This window comes from Bacillus rhizoplanae (genome assembly GCF_917563915.1).
Taxonomy (GTDB): domain Bacteria; phylum Bacillota; class Bacilli; order Bacillales; family Bacillaceae_G; genus Bacillus_A; species Bacillus_A rhizoplanae.
Genome location: NZ_CAKJTI010000011.1, coordinates 64,239 through 88,142 on the forward strand (window position 1 = coordinate 64,239; position 23,904 = coordinate 88,142).

At 35.3% G+C, this 23,904-nt stretch carries 28 protein-coding genes; 8 read left to right on the forward strand and 20 right to left on the reverse strand.

What is annotated here, in order from left to right; genetic code table 11:
* Positions 1-338 precede the first annotated feature (338 nt).
* The 5 genes from LRP84_RS12605 to LRP84_RS12625 all read right to left on the reverse strand — a co-directional run bounded on the left by LRP84_RS12605 (position 339) and on the right by LRP84_RS12625 (position 5,205).
* Positions 339-752: a CoA-binding protein gene (locus LRP84_RS12605; protein WP_230575392.1), complete on the reverse strand. Its 414-nt coding sequence runs from the start codon at positions 750-752 to the stop codon at positions 339-341.
* Between the two features lie 72 nt (positions 753-824).
* Positions 825-2,033 carry a S1C family serine protease gene (locus LRP84_RS12610; RefSeq protein ID WP_230575393.1) on the reverse strand — a complete coding sequence of 403 codons (1,209 nt, stop codon included), beginning with the start codon at positions 2,031-2,033 and terminating at the stop codon, positions 825-827.
* Positions 2,034-2,206: 173 nt separating this feature from the next.
* A complete protein-coding gene (locus LRP84_RS12615) occupies positions 2,207-2,884 on the reverse strand; it encodes a response regulator transcription factor (protein WP_230575394.1) in 678 nt (225 codons plus the stop codon).
* Between the two features lie 15 nt (positions 2,885-2,899).
* Entirely contained in the window at positions 2,900-3,352 is a 453-nt protein-coding gene (gene nrdG / locus LRP84_RS12620; protein WP_230575395.1) for an anaerobic ribonucleoside-triphosphate reductase activating protein, read from the reverse strand.
* Positions 3,349-5,205: an anaerobic ribonucleoside triphosphate reductase gene (locus tag LRP84_RS12625; RefSeq protein WP_230575426.1), complete on the reverse strand. Its 1,857-nt coding sequence runs from the start codon at positions 5,203-5,205 to the stop codon at positions 3,349-3,351. The genes nrdG and LRP84_RS12625 overlap by 4 nt, the downstream gene beginning before the upstream one ends.
* Positions 5,206-5,680: 475 nt before the next feature.
* Between LRP84_RS12625 and plsY the strand changes: the two genes are divergently transcribed.
* Positions 5,681-6,283: a glycerol-3-phosphate 1-O-acyltransferase PlsY gene (gene plsY / locus LRP84_RS12630; RefSeq protein ID WP_230575396.1), complete on the forward strand. Its 603-nt coding sequence runs from the start codon at positions 5,681-5,683 to the stop codon at positions 6,281-6,283.
* Positions 6,284-6,391: 108 nt separating this feature from the next.
* Positions 6,392-6,682, forward strand: a complete 291-nt coding sequence (locus LRP84_RS12635) for a HesB/YadR/YfhF family protein (RefSeq protein ID WP_230575397.1) — start codon at positions 6,392-6,394, stop codon at positions 6,680-6,682.
* 28 nt (positions 6,683-6,710) lie between these two features.
* Here the strand turns inward: LRP84_RS12635 and LRP84_RS12640 are convergent, their stop codons facing one another.
* Entirely contained in the window at positions 6,711-7,127 is a 417-nt protein-coding gene (locus LRP84_RS12640) for an acyl-CoA thioesterase (RefSeq protein ID WP_230575398.1), read from the reverse strand.
* A gap of 109 nt (positions 7,128-7,236) precedes the next feature.
* On the opposite strand from LRP84_RS12640, the gene LRP84_RS12645 reads away from it, so the two are divergent.
* Positions 7,237-8,526: a glycoside hydrolase family 18 protein gene (locus LRP84_RS12645; protein WP_230575399.1), complete on the forward strand. Its 1,290-nt coding sequence runs from the start codon at positions 7,237-7,239 to the stop codon at positions 8,524-8,526.
* A gap of 17 nt (positions 8,527-8,543) precedes the next feature.
* On the opposite strand, the gene tlp is transcribed toward LRP84_RS12645, so the two are convergent.
* From tlp to LRP84_RS12670, 5 genes are all read right to left on the reverse strand, one after another.
* Entirely contained in the window at positions 8,544-8,771 is a 228-nt protein-coding gene (gene tlp, locus LRP84_RS12650; protein WP_230575400.1) for a small acid-soluble spore protein Tlp, read from the reverse strand.
* Between the two features lie 104 nt (positions 8,772-8,875).
* On the reverse strand, positions 8,876-9,010 hold the full coding sequence (locus tag LRP84_RS12655) for an acid-soluble spore protein N (RefSeq protein ID WP_230575401.1): 135 nt from the start codon (positions 9,008-9,010) through the stop codon (positions 8,876-8,878).
* Positions 9,011-9,052: 42 nt separating this feature from the next.
* The gene (locus tag LRP84_RS12660; RefSeq protein ID WP_230575402.1) at positions 9,053-9,196 is read right to left on the reverse strand and encodes an FbpB family small basic protein; all 144 of its coding nucleotides are present in this window, start codon (positions 9,194-9,196) and stop codon (positions 9,053-9,055) included.
* A gap of 158 nt (positions 9,197-9,354) precedes the next feature.
* The gene (locus tag LRP84_RS12665) at positions 9,355-10,245 is read right to left on the reverse strand and encodes a 3'-5' exonuclease (RefSeq protein ID WP_230575403.1); all 891 of its coding nucleotides are present in this window, start codon (positions 10,243-10,245) and stop codon (positions 9,355-9,357) included.
* Positions 10,246-10,448: 203 nt separating this feature from the next.
* Positions 10,449-11,024 (reverse strand): redoxin domain-containing protein, encoded by a 576-nt coding sequence (locus tag LRP84_RS12670; RefSeq protein WP_230575404.1) that lies wholly within the window; start codon positions 11,022-11,024, stop codon positions 10,449-10,451.
* A 426-nt stretch (positions 11,025-11,450) separates the two neighbouring features.
* On the opposite strand from LRP84_RS12670, the gene LRP84_RS12675 reads away from it, so the two are divergent.
* The gene (locus LRP84_RS12675) at positions 11,451-11,789 is read left to right on the forward strand and encodes a YmzC family protein (protein WP_230575405.1); all 339 of its coding nucleotides are present in this window, start codon (positions 11,451-11,453) and stop codon (positions 11,787-11,789) included.
* A gap of 71 nt (positions 11,790-11,860) precedes the next feature.
* Here LRP84_RS12675 and LRP84_RS12680 read toward each other — a convergent pair whose 3' ends face one another.
* The 3 genes from LRP84_RS12680 to LRP84_RS12690 form a co-directional block, all read right to left on the reverse strand.
* Positions 11,861-12,037 carry a hypothetical protein gene (locus LRP84_RS12680; protein ID WP_230575406.1) on the reverse strand — a complete coding sequence of 59 codons (177 nt, stop codon included), beginning with the start codon at positions 12,035-12,037 and terminating at the stop codon, positions 11,861-11,863.
* A 182-nt stretch (positions 12,038-12,219) separates the two neighbouring features.
* On the reverse strand, positions 12,220-12,648 hold the full coding sequence (locus LRP84_RS12685) for a YkvA family protein (RefSeq protein ID WP_230575407.1): 429 nt from the start codon (positions 12,646-12,648) through the stop codon (positions 12,220-12,222).
* 603 nt (positions 12,649-13,251) lie between these two features.
* Complete coding sequence (locus LRP84_RS12690) at positions 13,252-13,860, reverse strand: TetR/AcrR family transcriptional regulator (protein WP_230575408.1); 609 nt, start codon at positions 13,858-13,860, stop codon at positions 13,252-13,254.
* A 146-nt stretch (positions 13,861-14,006) separates the two neighbouring features.
* Here LRP84_RS12690 and LRP84_RS12695 point away from each other — a divergent pair, with 146 nt between their 5' ends.
* On the forward strand, positions 14,007-14,408 hold the full coding sequence (locus LRP84_RS12695) for a YndA family protein (RefSeq protein WP_230575409.1): 402 nt from the start codon (positions 14,007-14,009) through the stop codon (positions 14,406-14,408).
* A 433-nt stretch (positions 14,409-14,841) separates the two neighbouring features.
* Here the strand turns inward: LRP84_RS12695 and LRP84_RS12700 are convergent, their stop codons facing one another.
* The 3 genes from LRP84_RS12700 to LRP84_RS12710 form a co-directional block, all read right to left on the reverse strand.
* The gene (locus LRP84_RS12700; protein WP_230575410.1) at positions 14,842-15,345 is read right to left on the reverse strand and encodes a GNAT family N-acetyltransferase; all 504 of its coding nucleotides are present in this window, start codon (positions 15,343-15,345) and stop codon (positions 14,842-14,844) included.
* Between the two features lie 421 nt (positions 15,346-15,766).
* Positions 15,767-16,333, reverse strand: a complete 567-nt coding sequence (locus LRP84_RS12705; protein WP_230575411.1) for a hypothetical protein — start codon at positions 16,331-16,333, stop codon at positions 15,767-15,769.
* A 310-nt stretch (positions 16,334-16,643) separates the two neighbouring features.
* Positions 16,644-17,663, reverse strand: a complete 1,020-nt coding sequence (locus tag LRP84_RS12710; RefSeq protein WP_230575412.1) for a zinc-binding alcohol dehydrogenase family protein — start codon at positions 17,661-17,663, stop codon at positions 16,644-16,646.
* Between the two features lie 142 nt (positions 17,664-17,805).
* Here LRP84_RS12710 and LRP84_RS12715 point away from each other — a divergent pair, with 142 nt between their 5' ends.
* The gene (locus tag LRP84_RS12715) at positions 17,806-18,162 is read left to right on the forward strand and encodes a winged helix-turn-helix transcriptional regulator (protein WP_154712817.1); all 357 of its coding nucleotides are present in this window, start codon (positions 17,806-17,808) and stop codon (positions 18,160-18,162) included.
* Between the two features lie 228 nt (positions 18,163-18,390).
* Here the strand turns inward: LRP84_RS12715 and LRP84_RS12720 are convergent, their stop codons facing one another.
* Both LRP84_RS12720 and LRP84_RS12725 read right to left on the reverse strand, forming a co-directional pair.
* A complete protein-coding gene (locus LRP84_RS12720; RefSeq protein ID WP_230575413.1) occupies positions 18,391-19,062 on the reverse strand; it encodes an HAD family hydrolase in 672 nt (223 codons plus the stop codon).
* Positions 19,063-19,091: 29 nt separating this feature from the next.
* Positions 19,092-19,637 (reverse strand): GrpB family protein, encoded by a 546-nt coding sequence (locus tag LRP84_RS12725; RefSeq protein ID WP_230575414.1) that lies wholly within the window; start codon positions 19,635-19,637, stop codon positions 19,092-19,094.
* Positions 19,638-19,842: 205 nt separating this feature from the next.
* On the opposite strand from LRP84_RS12725, the gene LRP84_RS12730 reads away from it, so the two are divergent.
* The gene (locus LRP84_RS12730) at positions 19,843-20,145 is read left to right on the forward strand and encodes a hypothetical protein (protein WP_230575415.1); all 303 of its coding nucleotides are present in this window, start codon (positions 19,843-19,845) and stop codon (positions 20,143-20,145) included.
* Here the strand turns inward: LRP84_RS12730 and LRP84_RS12735 are convergent.
* The gene (locus LRP84_RS12735) at positions 20,139-20,690 is read right to left on the reverse strand and encodes a histidine phosphatase family protein (RefSeq protein ID WP_230575416.1); all 552 of its coding nucleotides are present in this window, start codon (positions 20,688-20,690) and stop codon (positions 20,139-20,141) included. The genes LRP84_RS12730 and LRP84_RS12735 overlap by 7 nt on opposite strands.
* 1,460 nt (positions 20,691-22,150) lie before the next feature.
* Here LRP84_RS12735 and LRP84_RS12740 point away from each other — a divergent pair.
* Entirely contained in the window at positions 22,151-23,752 is a 1,602-nt protein-coding gene (locus LRP84_RS12740; protein ID WP_230575417.1) for an amidohydrolase, read from the forward strand.
* Positions 23,753-23,904: the final 152 nt, after the last annotated feature.

Genomic DNA, 23,904 nt, shown 5'->3' on the forward strand with positions numbered 1-23,904 from the left:
CGAAACATGGATATGTATTCCAAAAACAACTACATACTCCACCATTTTATAATCAACAAAATGATAATAATCCAAAATGGAGTGACAAGCAACAATCCCCAAAAACAACCTTTGAAAAACTTCATGATGAACACCTCGTCCATCTGCTCCTCCCTAATGAATAGGAGCTCAATACACTTCACAAATACAATCTATCCCACTATTCTTGAGCAGTATCCTCCTCAAAATCCAGAGCGAAGCGAGGAAGATAGGCGGGGAATAACTCCCCGTAAAAGTCCGATTGGTGAGGGCTTTCCATCATTGGGAAGCGAACCGCCCCTAATGATGGAAGTTTCACTTTACCTTGTCATTGCATGTTCAACTTTAATGCAACGATCCATAATGACAGTATAGCCTTTTTCTTTCAAAAAACGATACGTTTCTTCGTCTTGTATACCTAATTGTGCCCAAAATATATCCGCTTCAATCTTAGCAAACTCTTTGGCAACATCCATTAAAAACTCAGAACGACGGAATACATTGACGATATCAACATGCTCTTTTATTTCAGCCAATGATTTTACCGCTTTTTCTCCTAATACTTCACTAACCTTTGGATTAACAGGAATAATACGGTACCCTGCATCTTGCATCGCTTTTGACACCATGTAAGAAGTACGATCTGGATTATCAGATAATCCGACAACTGCAATAGTCTTACTATTCTTTAAAATCTCTCCAATTTCCGCACGAGTTGGATTTTCAATTGTCATATGTAATCCCTCCTGTTAATTTAGTATAGCCGATAAAGAAAGTCTCTTTCAACATGAAAGAGACTTTCTTTATTAATTCGTTCCACTTTTATCAGCTAATGTTACTGTTTTCTTGATTTTCTCACCATTTCGATATGCTGTCACTTCTATTTTATCGCCAACTTTTTTCTTCTCGTATAAATATTTACGGAATTCAACTGCATTATCTATTTTTTGGTCATCCAAGCCAACAACAACATCATATTGCTGCAATCCTGCTTTTTCTGCCGGTGATGCTGGATCAACTTGTCTTAACAGAACTCCATTTGTTACATCTTTTGGTAATTTAAATTGTAATAATGCATAACTTGGGATTTCATCAAGACTCATTACTTGAACACCCATAACAGGTCGTTTTACCTCACCATATTTTTCAAGAGAGTCAAGTACTGGTTTTGCTACATTAATTGGAATCGCAAAGCCAATTCCTTCTACTTCTTGCTGTGCAATTTTACTAGAGTTAATACCGATTACTTCACCATTTTGATTGAATAGTGCACCACCGCTATTCCCTGGGTTAATCGCAGCATCCGTTTGAATAACTTGTGCTTGCCAATCAGCACGGTTGTCCCCGTTAATATCAACTGGGATTTCACGATTTTTGCTACTGATAATACCTTCTGTTACACTTCCATCGAAGCCAAGCGGATTACCAATTGCAATCGCAGGTTCTCCCGCACGAATTTTATCTGAATCTCCAAGAGTTGCAACTTTATTAATATTCTTTCCATCAATCTCAACGACAGCTAAATCTAACCATGGATCTTTTCCTACTAACCTTGCGTCAACCTTCGTTCCATCACTTAACTTCACTTCTAATTTATTTGCACCCTCTACAACGTGGTTATTCGTTACAATAAGTGCTTTATCTCCAACTTTTTTATAAATAACACCTGATCCTGAACCAGCTTCAGCTTCTTGTCCGTTCGCTTGAGGCGAAAATGGATCTACATTTTTTTGGAAATTAATTACACCTACAACTACATCTTTTGCTCCTTCAACCATACCTGCAAGGTCTGTTTCACCCTTTGCTTTATTAGAAACTGGAATCGCCGTTCCCTCTACTTTTGATTGTGAAACCGCGCTGTTATTTATCCAAGGCATATACGGTACTGCAAAACTAATCGTAACTGCACCAATAACAGCACCGACAACTCCTGTAAAAAAGTATCCTTTTTTGCTGCGTGATTTTACTGTTTCTGTATAGGCTTCATTCATCTCTTTTTGATCGTAGTATCCCATATTCTACTTATCCCCTCTCTGCTTAAATCGTATTTTTAGTATAATCACGGTTTGTGTTCTTTCTGTGAACTTATCGTGAAATCCAAACAAAAAAATACTATTTTATTTCATAATTGTCAAGTACAGAAAAATTGTACATATAATTATAAAGATGTATAAATAGGCACAAATATTTACTCTTCGAACTTGTATCCTACACGAATAACTGTACCAATATGTGTTGCTTTATCTCCTAATTTATTACGAAGTTTCTTAATATGAGTATCTACTGTACGATCATCTCCGAAGTAATCATACCCCCAAAGTTGATCTAATAAATGTTGACGGGATAATACAATCCCTTTATTCTCCATTAAATAAACAAGTAGCTCAAATTCTTTATGCGTTAATATAATCTCTTCATCGTCTACCATTACAGTACGCGACAAACGATTCACATCGATACCTGCCAGGGAAAGTGTATTCTCTTCAGCCTGACCTAACGCACCGTCCGCACGTTTTAATAATGTTTTGGCACGTGCAACTAAAATTTTCGGACTAAACGGTTTTGTTACATATTCGTCTGCTCCTAATTCAAAACCAAGTAAAGTATCATCCTCATCAGAACGAGCTGTTAACATAATGATTGGTACCGCTGATTCTTTTCTTACACGTCTACATACAGACCAGCCGTCAATTTCTGGTAACATAATATCTAATATAATTAAATCCACTGTATGCTCAGCAAAACGTTCTAATGCTTGCTTTCCATCTTCAGCTTCAATCACTTCAAAGCCCTCATTACGAAAATAATTGCTAACAATTTCTCGTAATCTTCTTTCATCTTCAACAAGTAAAACTGTTTTATTCAATTCTATCCCGTCCTTTTACTCCTTCAATCGAATAATACGTTGATTTGAACTTCCGCGAAACGGTAGTGTAAGATTTCGTTTCTCTAGCTCAAACCTTCCATCTACTAATACATCTGCATACTGTAACAATTCTATCATATCATTATTTCGTGAATTTTGTATCTCCTCTAATGTATAACCTGTATAAATCCATAAATTTTTTTTCATTTTTTTCACCGCTTTTGCTATTACTTTTACTTCAGTAGCTTGAAAAAATGGATCTCCACCAGAAAATGTTACATCCGTAAGGGGATTTTTTTCAATCTCTTTTATTATTTCCTCTTTTGTCATCTCAGTTCCATTACAAATATTCCAAGACTGTGGATTATGACAGCCAAAACAACGATGCGGACAGCCTGCAAAAAATACGACTGTCCGCAATCCTTCTCCATCTACTACACTATCATGAATGATATTCATTACTCTCATTTATGTTTCACCCGATCCGCTTCTTCACTACGCTTCGCACTGTTCCACTTTGACATATCTCCTACAAGGTATCCTGTAATGCGGCGAATTCTTTCCAAATCACGTTCATTTTCATTCCCACAGCTTGGACATTCATTTTCAATCATCCCATTATAGCCGCAACATTTACAGCGATCTACCGGGTGATTAATGGATCCATATCCTACGCCATATTGTGCCATTGCCTGTACAATTTGCTGTAATGCTTTTTGATTATGAACAGCCGCTCCATCCAATTCAATATACGTAATATGTCCACCATTACAAAGTTCATGAAACGGTCCTTCTAAACGAATTTTATCAATTGCTTGAATGGAGTAATAAACCGGAATATGGAATGAATTTGTATAATAATTATGATCTGTTACACCTGTAATCGTTCCAAATTCGGCTCGATCTTTTTTAATAAATTTCCCTGATAACCCTTCGGCAGGAGTTGCAATTAATGAAAAATTCAACTGATGTTTTTCCGTTGCTTGATCCATCTTCTTTCTCATACATTCAATAATTTCATATCCGAGTTTCCATGATTTTTCGTCTTCCCCATGATGTTTTCCCGTTAAAGCAACTAAACATTCTGCAAGGCCAATAAAACCAATACTTAATGTACCGTGTTTTAAAATTTCAGCAACAGAATCTTCAGGTTGAAGTTTTTCACCACCGCGCCATACTCCTTGTGAATATAAGAATCGGAAATCTCTTGCCTTTTTCGTTGATTGATAAGAGAATCTTTCCAATAATTGACGAATCCCAAGGTCAACATAGTAATTTAAAGCTTCAAAAAATGCTTCTTTTGATCCACTCATACACGCTAATTTCACTAAGTTAATAGATGTAAACGATAAATTCCCTCTTCCGATCGCTGCTTCTTCCCCATGAATATTAGACATAACACGAGTACGACACCCCATATAACACACTTCACTTTCAGGACGACCATCATAATGCATAGCATTAAATGAGGCATCTAAAAATGAGAAGTTGGGAAACAGGCGTTTTGCTGTCGTTTCTAATGCTAGTTCAAATAAATCATAATTCGGATCTTTTTCTTCAAAATTCACACCTTTTTTTAATTTAAATATTTGGATAGGAAAAATGGGCGTTTCTCCTTTTCCTAATCCAGCTTGCGTCGCTCGTAACAATTGTTTAATTAATAATCTTCCTTCTTTTGATGTATCCGTTCCGTAATTAATTGAAATAAACGGAACTTGTCCACCGCCCCTGCTATGCATGCTATTCGAATTATGAATAAATGCTTCACATGCTTGATACGTATCATTTTCTGTTTCTTTCCACGCAAACTCTTCTACTTGCTTAACTGTTAATGGATATGTTGCTAAACGTTTTTTATTTCTTTCAAACGTTTTTCTCACATACGGTGCTAAATCTATATCAAACAGCGCAAATGATTGACCACCATGCTGCATATTTTGATTCGCTTGAAAAATAATCGAAGAAAGTGCCAACGCACTTTTAATATCTTGCGGCTGTCGCATATATCCGTGACCTGTATGAAACCCATTTTCAAGCATTTGAGCTAGTGGAATTTGCGAACAAGTTGTCGTACCTGTTGCATAAAAATCTAAATCATGCGGATATAAAATATTTTGATTAATTGCTTTTTTCACTTCTTCAGAAAGTAATTGTTCGACCGCGTAATACTTTGCACTCTCAGATGCAAATTTCCCCATCACTCCCATCGGAGATCGACCGTCAACATTCGCATTTTCTTGCATTAAATCTTGTTCATTTGCATAAACAATTTTCGTAAAAATATCCTTTAGATTCTCTTCATATTCATTGTTCTTTTCCATTAATTGTTTCATTTCTTAACCCCCAACAACATCTTGTTCATTTACTATCAAAATGATACAACATATAGTAAGGGCGGATATGTGAAAAATGTAACATTCTGTGAAATTTTTTCAAACATTCATAGAACCTTTTGTTTATCCCTCAACTTATGAATAAGTAAGAGCTTCATTAGTGAATGCTTTCTATCAGTGAGAAATGAGAAACCCGCCACTCATAGAAATTTCACTTTATCCTGCATTAACGGGCAGTAATACCTCCACCTCAAGATTGAGAGAAGCGAAGAAGATAGGTGGGGGACAACTGCCCGTAAAAGCCCGATTGGTTCAACTAACCATCAGTGGAGATGAAGCCCCCCACTGATGGAAGTTTCACTTTATAAAAAAGAAATGTGATCTTTACAAATGTATGGTACAATATACGGGAAAAACTCTTTTTACCCTTTATCAACACATTTGAATAAAGGAGACTGAACTTATGCTTACATATCTTTTATTGATCGTTGCCTATTTGCTTGGCTCGATTCCATTTGCACTTGTCGTTGGAAAGATTGGTTATGGAATCGATATTCGCGAGCATGGTAGCGGAAATTTAGGAGGAACGAATACATTTCGTACATTAGGGAAAAAAGCGGGTTTCATTGTTACAATTGCTGATATTCTAAAAGGAACATTAGCTACAGCTCTACCGATAATTTTCGGTTTACATATCCATCCGCTATGGTTCGGATTAGCTGCAGTACTTGGTCATGTATACCCAATCTTCGCAAAGTTCCGCGGAGGAAAAGCAGTTGCTACTTCTGCTGGCGTACTATTATGCTACGCTCCAATTACCTTTGTGGTACTAGCCGTTATCTTTTTCACCCTACTATTTACGACGAGATACGTTTCACTTTCTTCTATGTTAACAGCTGTCGTCGCTGTTATTGCAGCAATTATAAACGGGAATAAAATCTTCATTGTTGCGATGTGTTTATTAGCTGGTATGGTTATTTATCGACATCGTGCAAATATTGGACGAATTATAAATAAAACAGAACCAAAAGCAAATTTAACAAAGAAACAACAGAAACAAAAGTAAGATTGTAACCCACATAACGCAAAAAGAAAACGCAAAGCATATAAATGGCGTCTTTTTGCGTTATTTTTTATACTAAAAGAAAAAGTGATTATGTTGGAGGAACACTAGATGAATATTTCAGTATCAAAAGAAGCAGTAAGCTGGTATAAAAACGAGCTTGGTTTACAAACAGGCGATGCCCTTCGCTTTTTCGTACAATATGGTGGATGTAGCACTGTTCAAAAAGGTCTTTCATTAGGAATTCGTAAAGATAATCCAGCTACTCCTGCTGTACAAATTCAGGAAGATGGCATTACTTTCTTTATTGAAGGCGATGATGAATGGTTCTTTGACGGACATGATTTATCTATTACATTCAGTAATGATGATGATTTCCCGCAATTTCATTATGAAAAATAAAAAACGTGGCCTAGGCCACGTTTTTTCATTATTTTTGAATCTTCTCGTATGTCTCATACCACTCTGGGTACAATTTTTTAAACGATACCGGACGAAAACCTTCTTTTTTTGCACAAATATTTGTTGTAGACGCTGTAATACAACGTTCGCCGTTTCCATTATAAATTTCATAGCCGTACACAACGCGTAGTGGACTCACAGACTCCACCCATGTTTTCACAATTGCTTTTTCTCCATAACGCATTGCTTTTCGATATGTAATTTGCAAATCAAGTACAGGAGATACAATCCCATCATTCTCCATTTCAACATATGAAAACCCTAAATCTTGAATTAATTTCGTACGTCCAAGTTCTAGCCATACTAAATAATTTGCATGGTACACGACACCCATTTGGTCTGTCTCTGCATAACGGATGTCAATTTCTTGTTCTGCTACAAACATAGTTTTGTCTCCTTCTCGCTTGCGTTTCTTTCTACACCTTTAATCATAATACAGAGAAACTGAAAATAAAATAGAAGCGGCGGATCTTTTTCCTTAAAGGAGTGAGCATATGCTACAAATTATAACTGTACAAAGCGGTGATAATGTATATAAATTAGCACAGAAGTACGGAACCACACCAGAAACAATTGTAAAAGATAATGGATTAAATCCAGCTCAAACACTCGTCATCGGGCAAGCATTAATCGTGAATACGGAAGGAAATACTTATTATGTACAGCCTGGCGATAGCTTATATAAGATTGCCTTAACTTACAATGTACCTCTCGCCAGTTTAGCAAAAGTGAATCATTTATCATTAAAATCCGCACTCCAAGTCGGACAGCAGCTATATGTACCAAAAGGGACAAAAAAAATCATTGAATCCATTGCCTACTTACAGCCATCTACAATTCCGATTAAAGAAAGCTTAATTACTTCCACCAAAGCTATCAATCCATATTTAACCTACTTGGCCTACTTTAGCTTTGAGGCAAAGCGTGACGGAACACTAAAAGAACCTACACAAGTATCTGAAATCGTCACAATTGCAAAGCAAGGGCAAACCATTCCGATGCTCGTTATTACAAATCTTGAAAATGGAAGTTTCAGCCCTGAATTAGCAAGCATTTTTTTACGCAATGAGACAATTCAAAATACGCTCATTACAAATATTTTACAAACAGCACAAAAATATGGAATGCGTGACATTCATTTTGATTTTGAGAACCTTGCACCAGGAGACCGCGAAGTATATAATCAATTTTTACGCAAAGTAAAAACACGTCTACCAAAAGGATATACGCTCAGTACAACTCTCCCGCCAAAAACAAGTTCAACTCAAAAAGGTGCAGCTGCAGCTCAGGACTATAAGGCACAAGGTGAAATTGTCGATTTCGTTGTCATTATGACATACGACTGGGGATGGCAAGGTGGACCGCCCCTTGCAGTTTCTCCAATTGGCCCTGTCAAACAAGTCATTCAATACGCAAAATCGCAAATGCCGCCGCGTAAAATTATGATGGGACAAAACTTATACGGATTTAATTGGATTCTTCCATTCAAAGAAGGAAATCCTCCTGCAAAAGCAGTTAGCTCTGTTGCTGCTGTTGCGCTTGCCCGGAAATATAATGTGCCAATTCAATACGATTTCACTTCACAGGCTCCGCATTTCAAGTATTACGATGAAAACGGAGTACAACATGAAGTATGGTTTGAAGATGCTAGGTCAGTTCAAAGTAAGTTTAATTTAATAAAAGAACAAGGAATACGTGGTATCAGTTATTGGAAAATCGGATTACCATTCCCGCAAAATTGGCGTCTCCTTACTGAAAATTTTTCCATCACAAAAAAAGGCTGACAATTGTCAGCCTTCTCTTACTTATTACGATATGCAGCTTCCTCTTTAATTTCTTTTCGCATTCCTTCAATACTTTCCATGCGGCGCTCATTTTTCGCTTCGATTGCTGCGCGGTCTTTCTCATTAGAAAATTCCGTAGCTTCCCTTGCTTCGTTCATGTTTTCAATTGTGTTATATACCGCCTCTTGCAATTTCTCAACGTTATCACTACGATCATCTGGATTTGCTTTGTATTGTTCTGGCATTCTGTCTTCCTCCTTTATTGAAAATACATACAACATTAGTTTGTAAAAAATGTCTTTAATTATGTATACAAAAAAGAAGGAGAATGCTTCCATTCTCCCTCTCTTTAACCGTTATCCACAATCGGTTGTTTCCCTGATTTGTCTTGCATTTGTTTCCCTTTATTTCCGCCAGCTGCTCTCGATTGTGTTCCAATATGGTCTGGAGCAAAATCTTGTGGATGTTTCTTTGGATTACCCATAATATCGCCTCCTTACAACTAGTATCATACTAGCTGTAAGAATTATTCAGCCTGCTTGAAAATACGCGTTTCATATCGCTTTTCTAATTTTTCTTCAATTCGTTCTATCGCATCACGATCACTAAGTAATTGCCGTTTATTTTCCATCACAAGTTCTTCAAACGATTTCCGTCTATTTCTTCTCATACTGTTCACCCTTTCTCTTTCGTGTTACTAGTATGAACAGTTAAAAAACTCCCTAATCAGATTTATGAGAAAATTTTATTTTTTAGCATAGTTAATCCATTTAACTACAATACAAACTTCCGCAAGTGTGGAATGCCCACACTTGCGGAAGTTTCACTTTATAAGTGCTGCAAAGTTTGCACTCCCTCCTCATACGCGGCAATAATGAGGACTTCAAAAGCAATCAAATCCTCAGGCTGATCAATGATGATTCTTGTAACACCCAATTCACTTTTCGTAGCAGGTTCACATGTAACAGTTGGATACACAGCTACTATTTCCTCTTGTTCTTTATTCGTTAATACGTATTTTTTTCTTCCCTTTAGCTTAATTCTTACAAATGAATAAAGTGCTTTGATATCTAGATAATTACCGACACAAACATGACGAATAACCGTTGTATCTTTATTATGCTTTTCCAATATTTCTTTTACGATCTCATAGGCTCTTTCTTCTTCCTTTGTTAGACTTTGAGAAATCACCTTCTTCTCTTTTCCGTTCTTCTCTTCTACACATTTTTGATATACGGCCGCACAAGTGAAACAATCATCTAATGCATTGTGAGAGCGTACTTGAATATGTAAAAATCGTTTCAGTGTTTCTAATTTATGGTTTGGTACATGTTTTATATATCGTTTTGCTAAACTAAGTGTATCCAACACTATATTTTTAGGTGTACCGAGTCCTAATCGTTCCATATTACTCTTTAAAAACCTCATATCAAAAGAAGCATTATGAGCAATGATCGTATCTTCTCCAATAAATGCAATAAATTCTGGTAATACAATATCAATTATCGGCGCGTTTGCCACATCAAAATTTCGAATACCTGTTAACATCGTAATGCGGCTCGGAATCATCTTTTCTGGATTCACATACGAAACAAATTGATCGGTACATATATGATTTCGATACCGAATTGCAGCCATTTGAATAATATTATCTTGATAAGGATTGAATCCTGTTGTTTCAAAATCGATTACAACATAATTACCTGTGAAATTCCCCATAATCTTCTCCTTAGCTTTTTATTTATATTATAACTTAACATAATGAAAGAAACTTAATTGGCCTTTAAATAGAAAATAGGAATGGCACATATACCATTCCTATTTTCGTCTTTTATCCCGCTATTCGCGGGCAGTAAGACCCCCACCTCGAGATTCAGAGAAAATCGAAGAAGATGAAAACCCCTACTGATGAAAGTTTCACTTTATTTTAATTTCGCGACTCTTTTCTCCATTTCCTTCACCGTCATCGGTCCGATAAATTTATCCTGGATAACTCCTTTTGTATCAATAAAATATGATGTTGGAATTGTAATGACTTTATAAGTAGTCGTTACTTTTATATCTGTATCAAGAAGAATCGGAAAAGTAAGCCCTTTCTCTTCTGCAAATTTCCGTACTTTCTCTTTTCCTTCAGCCCCTTCTGACACTGTATAATTCACCGCTAATACTTCTACATCTTTCTGATACTTATTATAAAATGCCTGTATATCTGGCATTTCTTTCTGACATGGACCACACCACGTTGCCCAAAAATTCAAAATAACCTTCTTACCTTTTAAATCAGAAAGCTTCACCTTTGTACCATCAAGCTTGGACAATTCAAAATCAGGCGCTATTTTTCCAATTTCAATACCATTTTGTGCAATTGCTTCTTTTACATCCTCTGTACTTTGCTTTTGGTTGTCTGTTACTTGTACTTTCTCTTTTCCAAACTGCTCATAAATTGCATAACCAGCTAAACATAATAACACAACAACAATCGATATTTTTCGCCACATATGCACCATTCCTTATATTTTATCTTTGTCTCCATGGTTCTCACTGATGAAAGCTTTTACTTTATTTTAGCTTATACGGACAAAGATGGAAATATTCTCTATGGAAAAGAAAGTATATTATACAAAAAAATTAAGATTACAATCCTTACAATAAGAAAGAGCAGATGTTTTCTAATTCTACTCAATCAAATACCGCACTTCATTACATACGAATACTTATTTCTAAAACAATGTCATACATATTAATAAAGTGAAACTTCCATCAGTGGGGGTTTTTTCATCCCCCACTGATGGTTAGTTGAACCAATCGGGCTTTTACGGGCAGTTATTCCCCACCTATCTTCTTCGCTTTTCTCTGAATCTTGAGGTGGGGGCTTACTGCCCGTTAATGCGGGATAAATCTAGAAAGTATGAGGAGTGAACCATATGGAAGAGCATCCAATTGCTAAAGAATTACGAATGATAAGGGTATGTCTCGTTATACTCATCATCGTTACATTATTCTCAGGTGGAGTGAAAATGATTAAGCCTTCTTCAAACCATCAAGACGTTCCACCTACAAATAACGAAGTATGTGACAAAAACAATATGACACAAATTAGAGACAATACATTCGTAGTTAGAAACACCGACCCTAAAAGCGGCGGTTACAATACCGTTAAAATTTTTACATACAACCCACAAACAAACAAAATAACCCAAGTAAAAGAATTCAACTTTGAAAACTCCTTCACATATGTATATCTATTAAATCAAAGTGAATAGAAGTATAAAAAAAAGAGATCGAGTAAGGATCTCTTTTTTTAAAGACGTAAATCTAAGATAAACATTACAAGCTACGACTCACTTACATCCTTCCCAATGAAATGAGCACCAACTAAAATAAAAACAACAGATAGCGTCCAGCCAATAATCCCTGAATAAGGAAGGATACCTTTCAATAAAAAACTACTTAGTGCCGCACTGCTGCTCAGCAATAAACAGCTCACACCAATTTTTCTGTTTCTCGACATGCCGCTTTCTCCCTCTCCCGTTTATGAATTATATAATTGCCTTTATCCCTTTTAAAGCAAATTCTATAATCTATCAAAAAACAGCTTCGTTTTACGCGAATTCACCGCAAAGCTTTTCTAATGTTGTTTTCCATCACGGAAACGAGTATCTATAAAAGTGAACATAGCCTACTTATAACTCATTAATGATTCATATATGATAAAACAATGTTTCCAATCCATACGAAAACAATTAGCCAAATGATAATGATAAGAAATCCTGTTATCCAATTCTTAGGTTTATTCACAAGTGATTTTTCCTCTATTTCCCTTTTACAATCCTCTAATACTTCTTCAGGGATAAGCCTTAACGCCAAGTAAACGCCTAAAGGAACAAGAATGAGATCGTCAAGATACCCTAAGATTGGAATAAAATCTGGAATTAGATCAATAGGACTGAAAGCATAAGCAACAACAAGCATTGTAAATAACTTAGCATACCAAGGAACCCTTTCATCTTGATATGCCAAATACAGCACAAGAAGTTGTTTCTTTAAATTTTTAGCCCATTTTTTCATTTTTTGTATAATTGATAGCCCTTTTTCTTTTTGTACTCGTTTATTTTGATTCAAAATATCTCCTCTTCTTTTCATTTTTTTGTAGTTTTCTATTCTCTGAGAAGGAATAATATTAGAGATAACATGTTACCTCTTCAAGTGAAATAATATCATATATATATTTTATCTATATGTTTCGTTTATCTCAATTAAACTTAAACGATTGTAGCTTTGAAATAAAGTCACAATGTTTATAAAAAAGAGGTGATGAAATACGTTATCACACACTTTTTATCAAACTTAATTCAAAAGCTACAGTAGATTCTAACAAAAGGATAAAAAGTGTACCGTACACTTTTAGGAAATGTTTGTGGTAATCATTTTGGCAATTATTTTTGGTAACATTGTAATCCTTTGAATTTAAGCATCTTAATAATGATTGAATTAGTTACAAAAATTATGGTTTTTGGTAAATATCTATTAAAATGATTGCTTGAATCATGCGGAATTGAATGGGCTGTTACATTTTCTGTAAGTTACTTTGCACTTCACGGTACGATTGCTCCTTCTACCCCTAATTGATTGATTATGCGAAAGAAAAGCTCGCTTCTTATTAAAAAAAGCTAAGAAGTGAGCTTTTTTGTTTACTACTGATAATGTGTAGATAAGTTATCGTTATTAATTTTTTTTATTAGGTTCTTGGATTTGAAGCAGTTCAACAAAAACAATTAGCATGTCCTGTATTTGAATTCGATTGTCTACAAAATGTTGCAAATTAAATCCATTAAAAAGAGCCATTCCTGCTGTTGCTAAAGTTCTAGCATTTAATGGACTCCCGATTATACCTTTGTCCTTCATTTTCTGAAAAAAATGTGTAAGGAATGATCTCCATTCCTCCATCTGGAGAATAAGCATTTCTTTTATTTGAGGTAATTCATTAGAAATCATACATCCTTGGAGAAGCATAGGAGAAGACCCTTTTTCATAAGCCTCATTCACCAAACGCATAGAATATTCTTTAAATTTATTTAGCAAATCACAATCTTTTTGGGCAAGAACTTCCTTTAAATCCTCAAAATAAAAATCAATACCTTCTTTTATCAGTTTCAACAAAAACTCCTCTTTATTGGAAAAATGAGCATAAAAACCACCTTTAGAATAACCCGCATGTTTCACAATCTGATCAATGCTTGTACTAGAATAGCCTTGTTTAGAAAACAATTTAATTCCTGATTGCATTAATTTGTTGATGGTGTTTTCTGATTGTTTCTGATGATAATTTACCATAGCAACCTCTCCTTTTTTAAAGAAAACTGAATATTCCATTAATATTAACACATTCCTCATCATATAATAAATTAATTAATACCGACTAGTTGGTATTATGTGCAGAATAATATTTTTCAAGTCAAAATGGGAGAGGAGGAATGATCATGAAAAAGTTTAAAATGAGTGTCGTGGCATTGGTAGCTGCGTTGTTGGTACCTTCTTCTACATTTGCAAACACCATAGACCCTTTGGGTGCTGGGGAATGGGATTACTTAGGAGAAGAAACTCTTTATTCTAATGGTGCTGAAAGTCATGTGTATGCCTCTGGTGGTGGAGATTATAAGATTTGTCGGGATCCTTACGTGGGTCCAGCTGGTGAGTTAAAAGTTGAATTATGGGAGTACGATCCTGATAGTTATAATGATTATGTAGGAACAAGATATATAGCACGAGGCAAATGTGGGGTTTTCACAAATATTGGTCGCTTTGTTGATGGAGGAAATCAAGCGGAATTTTTTGCGAAATCAAGGTCTAGCAGTACGATGCGTTTAATCTTTTTTGATTAATTCACTAACCGAATGAAAAAAAGGACCTGGGATTGATTCGTAAAGGCTAAAATGAAGGATGGTAAAGATCGAGCTGATAGGTTGCAGGGTAAAGCATCGTTTTAAAAGTATTTTTGGTCTTTTGATGATAAATTTTTTCTACTAGTTGAGTGGAATGAATAGGGTTACGATGTTTATAAAAAAGATGCGACGTTTTGATGTTTTTAAAGAACTCTAAGTGAGTTTTAATCAAACTTTTTTATAAAACGGAATGTTCATTCAAAAAGATAAGAATCCATTTTGATCAAAGTTTTTTTCAAAATGGATTCTTTTTTGTGCCGTAGAATATGGGGTTTCTGAACGTTTTTGATTAAACTTTATTTTAAAGATACAACGATCGGTTTCTAGAATTGGGAATGTCATTGAAATTTTCCTTTATTCTGTTTTTCATTTATTATAGTAAATGCAATGCCATTATAATATTATCTGCATATTGTCCGTTCTCAAATTTAATATGCTTTTTCTCTCTACCTTCTTCTTTGAAACCTATTTTTTCATATACTTTTATCGCTCGTTTATTTGTTGATAAAACACCTAAACAAATTTTTTCTATGCCATCTTGTGTTTTTGCCCAATCTACTAATTGTAAAAGCATTTTTGTTCCTACACCTTGATTGCGATAATCATCAAAAATCCCCATTCCAAATGAGCCAGTATGATTTAAGCGCTTCATTGTGTTTCTGTTAAATGTTAAAAAACCGACAATACGTCCACTCTCTTCCGCAACGAATGTTACACCGCCCTGCTGACTATTTGTAATTGTTTTCTTTCGCTGCATTTCAGTATCTACATGAAATTCTTCACTTGTAGGAATGAAAAACTCCTTTTGAGAGATAATGCTTTTTCGAATAAATAAAATGCCCTCTGCGTCTTTTTCTGTTGCCTCTCTTATGAACAATCCAATCCCTCCAATACATTTTATCTACATGTTCAATTTAGCTTTTTTGTATTTCTCTGTACCTTTGCTGTATTAAACTCTTTGGAATGTATTCATTTTAGACAACAACTCTTGTAAATCATCAATTAAATCTAATTATATAAAAAATAAAAGGTAATAGATATAATACATAAATAATATCTATTACCCTTTTAATCTTGTTATCAGTTTTAATATCTTTAGTACCACTTCTCCCATTTTTCTGGTCCAGTGTATTTTTCACCTACAATGAATAACTGTCCCTTCACTAAAGTAATAGGATTAGGATAATTCGTTCTATACCTATGTATGACTAAATAATCCAATATTCATCCCCTCTTTCTTATTTCTAAGACGCTGCATAAAAAGAAGCAAATTGTATCCACAGTTAATTCAAGAATCATTATTTTGACTCTTTCACTTTCACAGGCATACTTCCAATCACATTCGCTCCATTTTTTAAAGTTATTTTTACATTTCCTGCTTCTTTAAACGTATAAGGAGACAACTCATAAATTTCTTTTATTTTAAATTTCTGATTCAAGTCTTGTATAGATTCAGCCGTAAGCAAAGACATTTTAGGTTCCCAAACTTCTTCTTTTCCAGATGGATACGTGATGAGCATTCGAACATCTGCTGGGTGAATATCTTTCCAAAGTATTATATACATTTGCGTTTCTTGCCCTTTTTTAATCAATGTATCCGAATAATACCCTAACTCTCCAATGTTTCCAAAAACAGTATATTTCTCACTATTTACTGTAATATCAATATACGGGAGTTTATATGTCATTTTATGATATATTCCGTAAGCTGTACAAAAGATAGAAATAATCGTAAGTCCTAGAAGAAATTTTTTTAGTTGCTTCCCTTGAAAACTTACCATCATAACTGAATTTGGAGCGAATTTTTCTGCTAATAAAAAAACAAGGATCACAATTAAAATTCCAATCCCAATAAAAATATACATACAATTCCCTCCCGCTCGATATATGTAAATTGCACCTCTTATAACGCTTTTTCTCACCGCTCCCTCGTTTTCCTTCCTTATCACAATGAAAAAAATTTTGAAAGTGAAGAAACTCACTCTTCTACAGCGATAAATATTACTTACAAGATGTTTTCTCTAAAATAATATGTATATGAGGGGTCTTATAAAATTAGAAAAGAACAGGCCGTTTATTTTCGAAAAAGATAAACATAATAAATTTTTATCCATGTAAAAATGGAGCCGTAATACGTACAGCTCCATTTTCCATATACAATATTCGTTTATATTTTTAAAATGTTTCTAATACGATTTTCCCAACCGTACTTCCTGTTTCAATCATCGCATGCGCTTTTCTAATATTAGCAGCGTGAATTGGCGATAATGTCTTGTTTAATGTTGTCTTAATAATATTTTGCTCAAGCAATTCACTCACTTGATTTAATAAAAGATGTTGGTTAATCATATCTTCTGTTTCGTACATAGGTCGTGTAAACATGAATTCCCAAACAAATGTAGCACTTTTACTTTTTAATAAACCTAATGCTAATGGTTTCTCATTTTCTACAATAGAACAAATCCCGCCTTGTGGTTTGATTACTTCTGCCATACCGTTCCAATGTTGATCTGTATTATTTAAGCAAAAAATGTAATCAACTTCTGCTATTTCAATCTGTGACAATTGTTCTTTAAATGATTTATGGTGATTGATCACATAATCAGCACCTAAGTTTTCTACCCAATCTTTCGTTTCAGTTCGAGAGGCTGTTGTAATGACATTAAGACCCGCCCATTTCGCTAATTGTATCGCAATAGATCCTACACCACCTGCGCCGCCAATGATTAAAATATTTTTGGATTTATTCTTTTCCTTATTATTAAAATCAATTGCTAAACGTTCAAACATTCCTTCCCACGCTGTAATAGCTGTTAAAGGTATAGCAGCTGATTGTGCGTGAGTTAAATTTTTCGGTTTTGTTCCAACAATTCTTTCATCTACTACATGATATTCACTGTATGTACCAGGTCTTGTAATACTCCCTGCATAGAAAACTTCATCACCCGGTTGAAATAATGTACAATCTTCGCCAACTTCTACAACAACACCACTAGCATCCCATCCAAGTATTTTCGGCTCTTCTTCTTTCTTATCTTTTGGCGCTCGAACTTTTGTATCAACGGGATTAACAGAAATGGCATGGATTTTAACGAGTAAGTCCCTTCCTTTCGGCATAGGTCTTGGTAATTCAATATCAATCAAACTGTTCTCATTTTCGATTGGTAAATATTCTAATAAACCAATTGCTTTCATGTTCATTTCCTCCACTTCATAAAATCTGTCTTCCCTTTCAATTATAGATAACTAAATTAAATTATGTAAGAAGGCACATTCATGTAGTATAGTATCATTAGTGTTACCATCAATATAAATATTACTATGGAGTGCTATATTTATGAGGAATAGAAAAAGCGGTTATGGTTGCCAGGAGGGTTGTCCTGTTGAAATAACACTAGATGTTATCGGCGGAAAATGGAAAGGTGTTATTTTGTATCATCTATTAGATGAAAAAAAGCGTTTCAATGAGTTGCGAAGGCTCATTCCCGGCATTACACAGCGAATGTTATCTTTACAATTAAGCGAACTAGAAAACGACGGAATTGTACATAGAAAAGTTTACCCAGAGGTTCCCCCTAAAGTAGAGTATTCTTTAACTGATTTCGGAAGAACGCTAGAGCCGATTATTGTTCAAATGAGGAATTGGGGAAAAATGTACAAATCTAGATTAGTGGAAAAATCAGAAACACTATAATAATAACTGTTTAATCCACATGTTTTCTTGCAATAACATAATAATTTTTTAGCACATACAAGCTATGAGTTATATTAAGTCACAATGCAAGATTAAATGAAAATAGGAAGCTAAATTATGTCAGCTTCCTATTTTTGATGTAAAATAAATAACTTTGTGACAGTTGTCTAGTAACAATAATTACGTATACTCATAACACGAACCGAGCACATAAATATCCCCTATCACTTAAACTCTTTGAAGTATATTAACTATAGATAACAACTCTTGTAAATCATCGATTACATGTTCATCTGTAAACGGATTTCCCCAAAACGCATCCTTTTTCCATATTGCATGCATTCCTACATTTCGAGCTCCTATTACATCATTCTCTGGATGATCGCCTACATACACACTTTCTTCAGGAGTAACACCTAATCTACCTAAAGCTCTTAGGAAGATTTCAGCTTGTGGTTTTTTAAGCCCCTCTTGCTCTGACACTAATATGACATCCATATACTTATCAATCCCTAGAGCACGAATATTCAGTAGCTGGAATTCAGTGAATCCATTTGTGATTATGCCTAATGATATTCCTCTATTTTTAAGCTCTTGTAATACGTGCCCCATGTTAGAAAAAGGAGTACAGTGATGTTGAAAGTTGTTTATGTAATCCTCTAATAACTGCTCCCAAGTTAAACTAGAAATAGAATATTCTCGAAGTAATTGCTCATATACTTTGTCTTTCCAAACATAGCCCTTATTATCTAATTCAATAAATCGATTTACATATTGCTCTTCAGACACATCTTTTAGCTCATCGATATATCTCTTATATTGATCTTTAATAAAAAGTTTAAGAGAACGATCTCTATCTAATAGAGTTCCATCTAAATCGAAAATAACAGCTTTAACCATTCTTTCTCCTCCCCTTACTTAAGCGCCTGTTACGCATCTGATTTTGGAGGAATCCAACCAATATTTTGACTCCATTTATCCGCTTTTCTTAAAATCTCCCAAATCAGAAAATCTTTTGCTTCTGTGTACCTGTGTCGGTCATTTTCGTACTCTTTCGCTAGTTTATATTTTAAGTCTTCATATCGTTTACAGTCTTCTGGATGATTGCGCATATAGTCTCTAAATAAGAGCGCAAGTTGCTCAGGCCAACTCCCTTCACGTCGCACATGTATATGTGTTCTCCTATTGCCAGAAGCTTCACGGAAATAACGTTTAGAACGATCTAAATTATCTGCTCGATAAATAAATCCTAAACTTTCTAGAGGTTCCCTAAAAGAATCCAATAATTCTAAGGTTTTTACAGAAATTTGCACATCAATAATTGGTTTTGCCGCTAAACCCGGTATCGATGTAGAACCAATATGGTCAATTCTTATCGCAACGTCCCCTAAAGCAGTTCTTAACGAATCACCTAGATTTTGAAACTCTCTTGGCCACTCACTTTTATAAGGTACTACAATAATTTTATCTGACATTCAAATTCCTCCCCAAATCCGCCTTACACTCTAAATCATATCAAGTTCTTATTATGTATCCCCTATTACACATCAATATCTTACTATAGATAATCCTAATGATATGAATTTCACAGGAGTAAAAAATACATTTCTATCATACCTAAAGGATTTTAACTGTAAATTGAAGTATGGAAATATGTATACTATTGAAGGAGGCAGGAGAATGGAGATTAATTGGATACAATTGTTGTTTTGGCCTTTTATGATTGCCTCCATTATTTTTTCACTGTTTGGAATATATTTTAGAAAATCCAGCCCTTTGATGATTTCTGCAGTACTCATTATACCTTTATCACTCTATTTGGTCGGATCTCCCCTATTTTCTGTGTGGGGACTCATTTTACCTTTTCTTTATGTGGGTGCAGCACAATCAATAAAAAAACAAAAAGTTTGGTTATCAATCTTGTTTTCCATACCTGTTTATTTCTTAATTGGATGGCTTGGGTATACAGTACTAACTCAGTAAGTATTTACACCACGAGTCATATTGAAATTATATACTTTATATTCTCCATTATCGGATGAAAACCTTAAAATATTGCCGTCTTCTGGCATACCTTCAAAATAAGCGCCAATACAACCAGTTGTACATCTATGACCAGATAGTAAAATGTTTAATTCTCTTTTGCTGTATTCAACTTCAAGTTCATGCATGAAGCCAAAAACTCTTTTCATGTAACTGTTGATTTCTTCAACACCATTATAAACACTAGAATCAGGAACGACTCCAACCATTTTTACTTCGCCTTTTTTTAATCCATCAGCTTCTCCTAAATCAAAAACATCAAGCCTTGCATCAGTTATTGCTTTTATACCCGTTGCTATCTCTGCTGTTTGAATAGCTCTTACTTGTGGAGAAGAAAATACATAATCAAATTTTACATTTTGAAGTTTGTCTCTTAAACATTCGGCTTGCTCTATACCATATTCATTTAATGGAAAACCTAATCTCCCTTGCAGTCTTCCTTCTTTGTTCAAATCTGTTCGCCCGTGTCTAATCACATAAATCATTGCTGCACCCTCCCCGTTACTTGAGAAATTTTTATTCTCCCAAATTTGATAATTACTCTTGCCTGTTTTTCAAACGCTCCATGATACGAAGTCAAATAGAACTATCACTTTTATGCACTTAACATTCAGAATTTTATTGCTTTTAATCAGATAATCACATATGATTTTTTTCTGTTCAGCGACTACTATGACATCCTATTTCATTTTTTCCTAATTACGATTTTATGTACTAGTTTGTTTTTTAATTTTAATGCCTTTACTATTAAATTCAGTACTCGATAGTTGAATAACTGTTACCCCATAAGATGAGATAAAAAATATCGAAAACCATAAGCACCTAAAGAACTAATACCTGTAACTAAAACTGCAACTGCTAAATATGGATTATAGCCAGATTGTTTTCTCGAACGATATAAATAAAGAATAGATAGACATAAACTAATGATAAAAAAAACCATCCATACAGAGTTGGGAGCAAAAACTTCGAAATTAGTAAAACAAATTACTATATAGCAAATATTCACCAAGAGCAATAGCACTAAGATAAATTTCTTCAAAATTACACCTTCCTTTTACCAGGTTAACCAACCGAATTTTGGCATACAAAGAAATGAATGTAAGTTGATTTGAATAGAAAATTTTACAGTCTCTTTTTATTCAATATAAATTCTCTTATTACCTTTTAAGCTATATAAAAAGTATTATCAAAACTCTCACACCATGATAAGCAGATCCTAATGAAAAGTTCCAATTAATCCTTCACCTACATATTTTCGAATTATCTCTTCGAATGGAACAATTTACTTATCTTCTTTTTCTTTCCTTTGATAAGTTGATAAGTAGGGACTTTTTCTGCTTTTAATGCTTTTCTTACTGTATTTCTTGAGGCATTTAATAATTTGGTAATAGATCGAATAGAATGTCCTTCTTGTTTTAGTGCTCGAATGGGTGCCCCCTTGCTTAAACTCCTCTCATTTCGTTATGAGAGAATTATATTTTTTATTTTAGGGATGGGTCACTTTTCGATGCGAAAAGTGGGTCAGTTTTCATTGTAAATCTACACAGTATGTCCAAGTTTGTTAGATTCCTTGCACCAGACCTAAAAAGTATTGAATAATTCTTTATATTCAGTATAATTAACTTGTAACTATAATAACGTTTTTAGTTACTATGGGTATACCACTTGATTTCTAATAGAAGATTCCCCGTAAATCAAGTAGTAGCAAAAATTTTTGTACATTTTTGCATTCGGTATCCCCCACAAAAATGTTTCTTTCAAATAAACAGGAAGAGCAATTTGCCTATTATCACAAATATGATCGATGAGAAACTAGAGGACGCTCAAGAACAATACACCAATCTATTAGACATAATAATTTAAATATTGGCATGAGTTGTGCAACAGTAATGTTGTGCAATGATAATAATGCAACTTTCCAAGAAAATAAGGGGGTTTAAGAATGCCAGACATCGTATTTCTTCATGGCGAGGTTATTACGGTAGACGAACAGAATCGAATAGTAGAAGCGATTGCGGTAAAAAGGAACCGGATTATCGCCGTCGGTACCTCAGAGGAGATTAAGCGTCTTATCAGTCCGCAGACAACGGTAATTGATTTGAAAGGGAAAACCCTCTTGCCGGGATTTATCGATTCACATTTGCACATTTCCTCGTATGGCATAGACAAGCTGGGGGTAAGCTGCAAAGCTACACATATTCATTCCCTGCAGGATATTTTTCAGGATTTACGTAAAAAAGCGTCCGGGCTCCCGGCAGAAAAATGGGTGCGGGCTTGGGGCTTCAATGAGACCAAAATCGCGGAACAGCGGTATCCGACTAGAGAAGAATTGGATCAGATTTCAATGGAGCACCCGATTATCATTATACGCGCGTGCAACCATATTTCGGTGGTCAATTCAAAAGCACTGGAAATCCTCGGTATTCACAAGGATACGCCCGATCCTAAAGGAGGGATGATTGAACACAGCGCCGAGGGAGAGCTTACAGGTCGTTTAATTGAAACAGCTCATTTCCAAATTTCCAATAAAGTAACCTATTCCGAAGAAGAAACAGCCCAAGCCTTGGCGTTAGCGTCTGCCGATTTTGTAGCGGCTGGGATTACCAGTATCCATGATGCAGGTTGCAATGACTCCGAGGGGTTTCGAGCGATGCATGAGGCGGTTCGTCAAGGCTTGGTCAAAGTGCGCATTTATGCGATGGTCTGCGCATTAGACAATCCCGAATTATTTTTGGAAAGCATGATTAACGCTGGAATGGTAACAGGCCTAGGGAATGACAGGTTTAAAATCGGACCGGCAAAGCTGTTCACGGATGGCAGCAGCAGCGGGCCGACCATTGCTACCCGTAAGCCGTATACAAGTAACCCAGAGGATTACGGTATTTTGTACTATACACAGGAAGAACTAAACCGACAATTAGTAGAGGCTCATAAAAAAGGATTCCAGATTACAGCCCATGCACAGGGAGATCGTGCAATTGAAATGGTATTGAATTGTATAGAGGCCGCCCTGAAGGAATATCCTCGCCCAAATGCCCGACCACGTATTGAACATGCAGGGATTTCAGAACCGGATCTAATTGAACGGATGAAACAGCTTGGTGTCATCCCGATACCTAACCCTGCTTTCTTCTATGAATATGGAAATGGATACGTCCATAACTACGGAGATCGGGTGAATCAAATGTATCCACTTCGTGACTTTTTTAAAAATAACATCATTGCAGCAGCGGGCTCCGATAGCCCAGTGACCGATTATCGTCCGCTATTCGGAATTCAAGCGGCGGTGAACCGGAAGAGCAAGCAGGGACAGGAGATTGGAAACGATCAAACTGTTTCCGTAACAGAAGCGATCCGGGCTTACACATGGAACGGAGCTTACGCGAGCTTTGACGAACAATACAAAGGGAGCATCGAAGTTGGAAAACTGGCCGATCTAGTGATCCTGGACGGAAGCATTTTGCAAGCTGCCCCTGCCGATATCGCTGATCTTCCTGTTCACATGACAATCATTGATGGAGAGATCGTCTATCAAGCTGGATAGTCCTAAGGCAATGAAGCATTAGGCGTAAAAGTAAATGTTTATCTTGTTCGATCGATAGGTGATCGGACAGGGTAAACATTTTTATCTGTCTCTGGTGAACCAAGTATCTTTATACTGTACTCATCGATGTATCGTTTGTTCAGGAGATATAT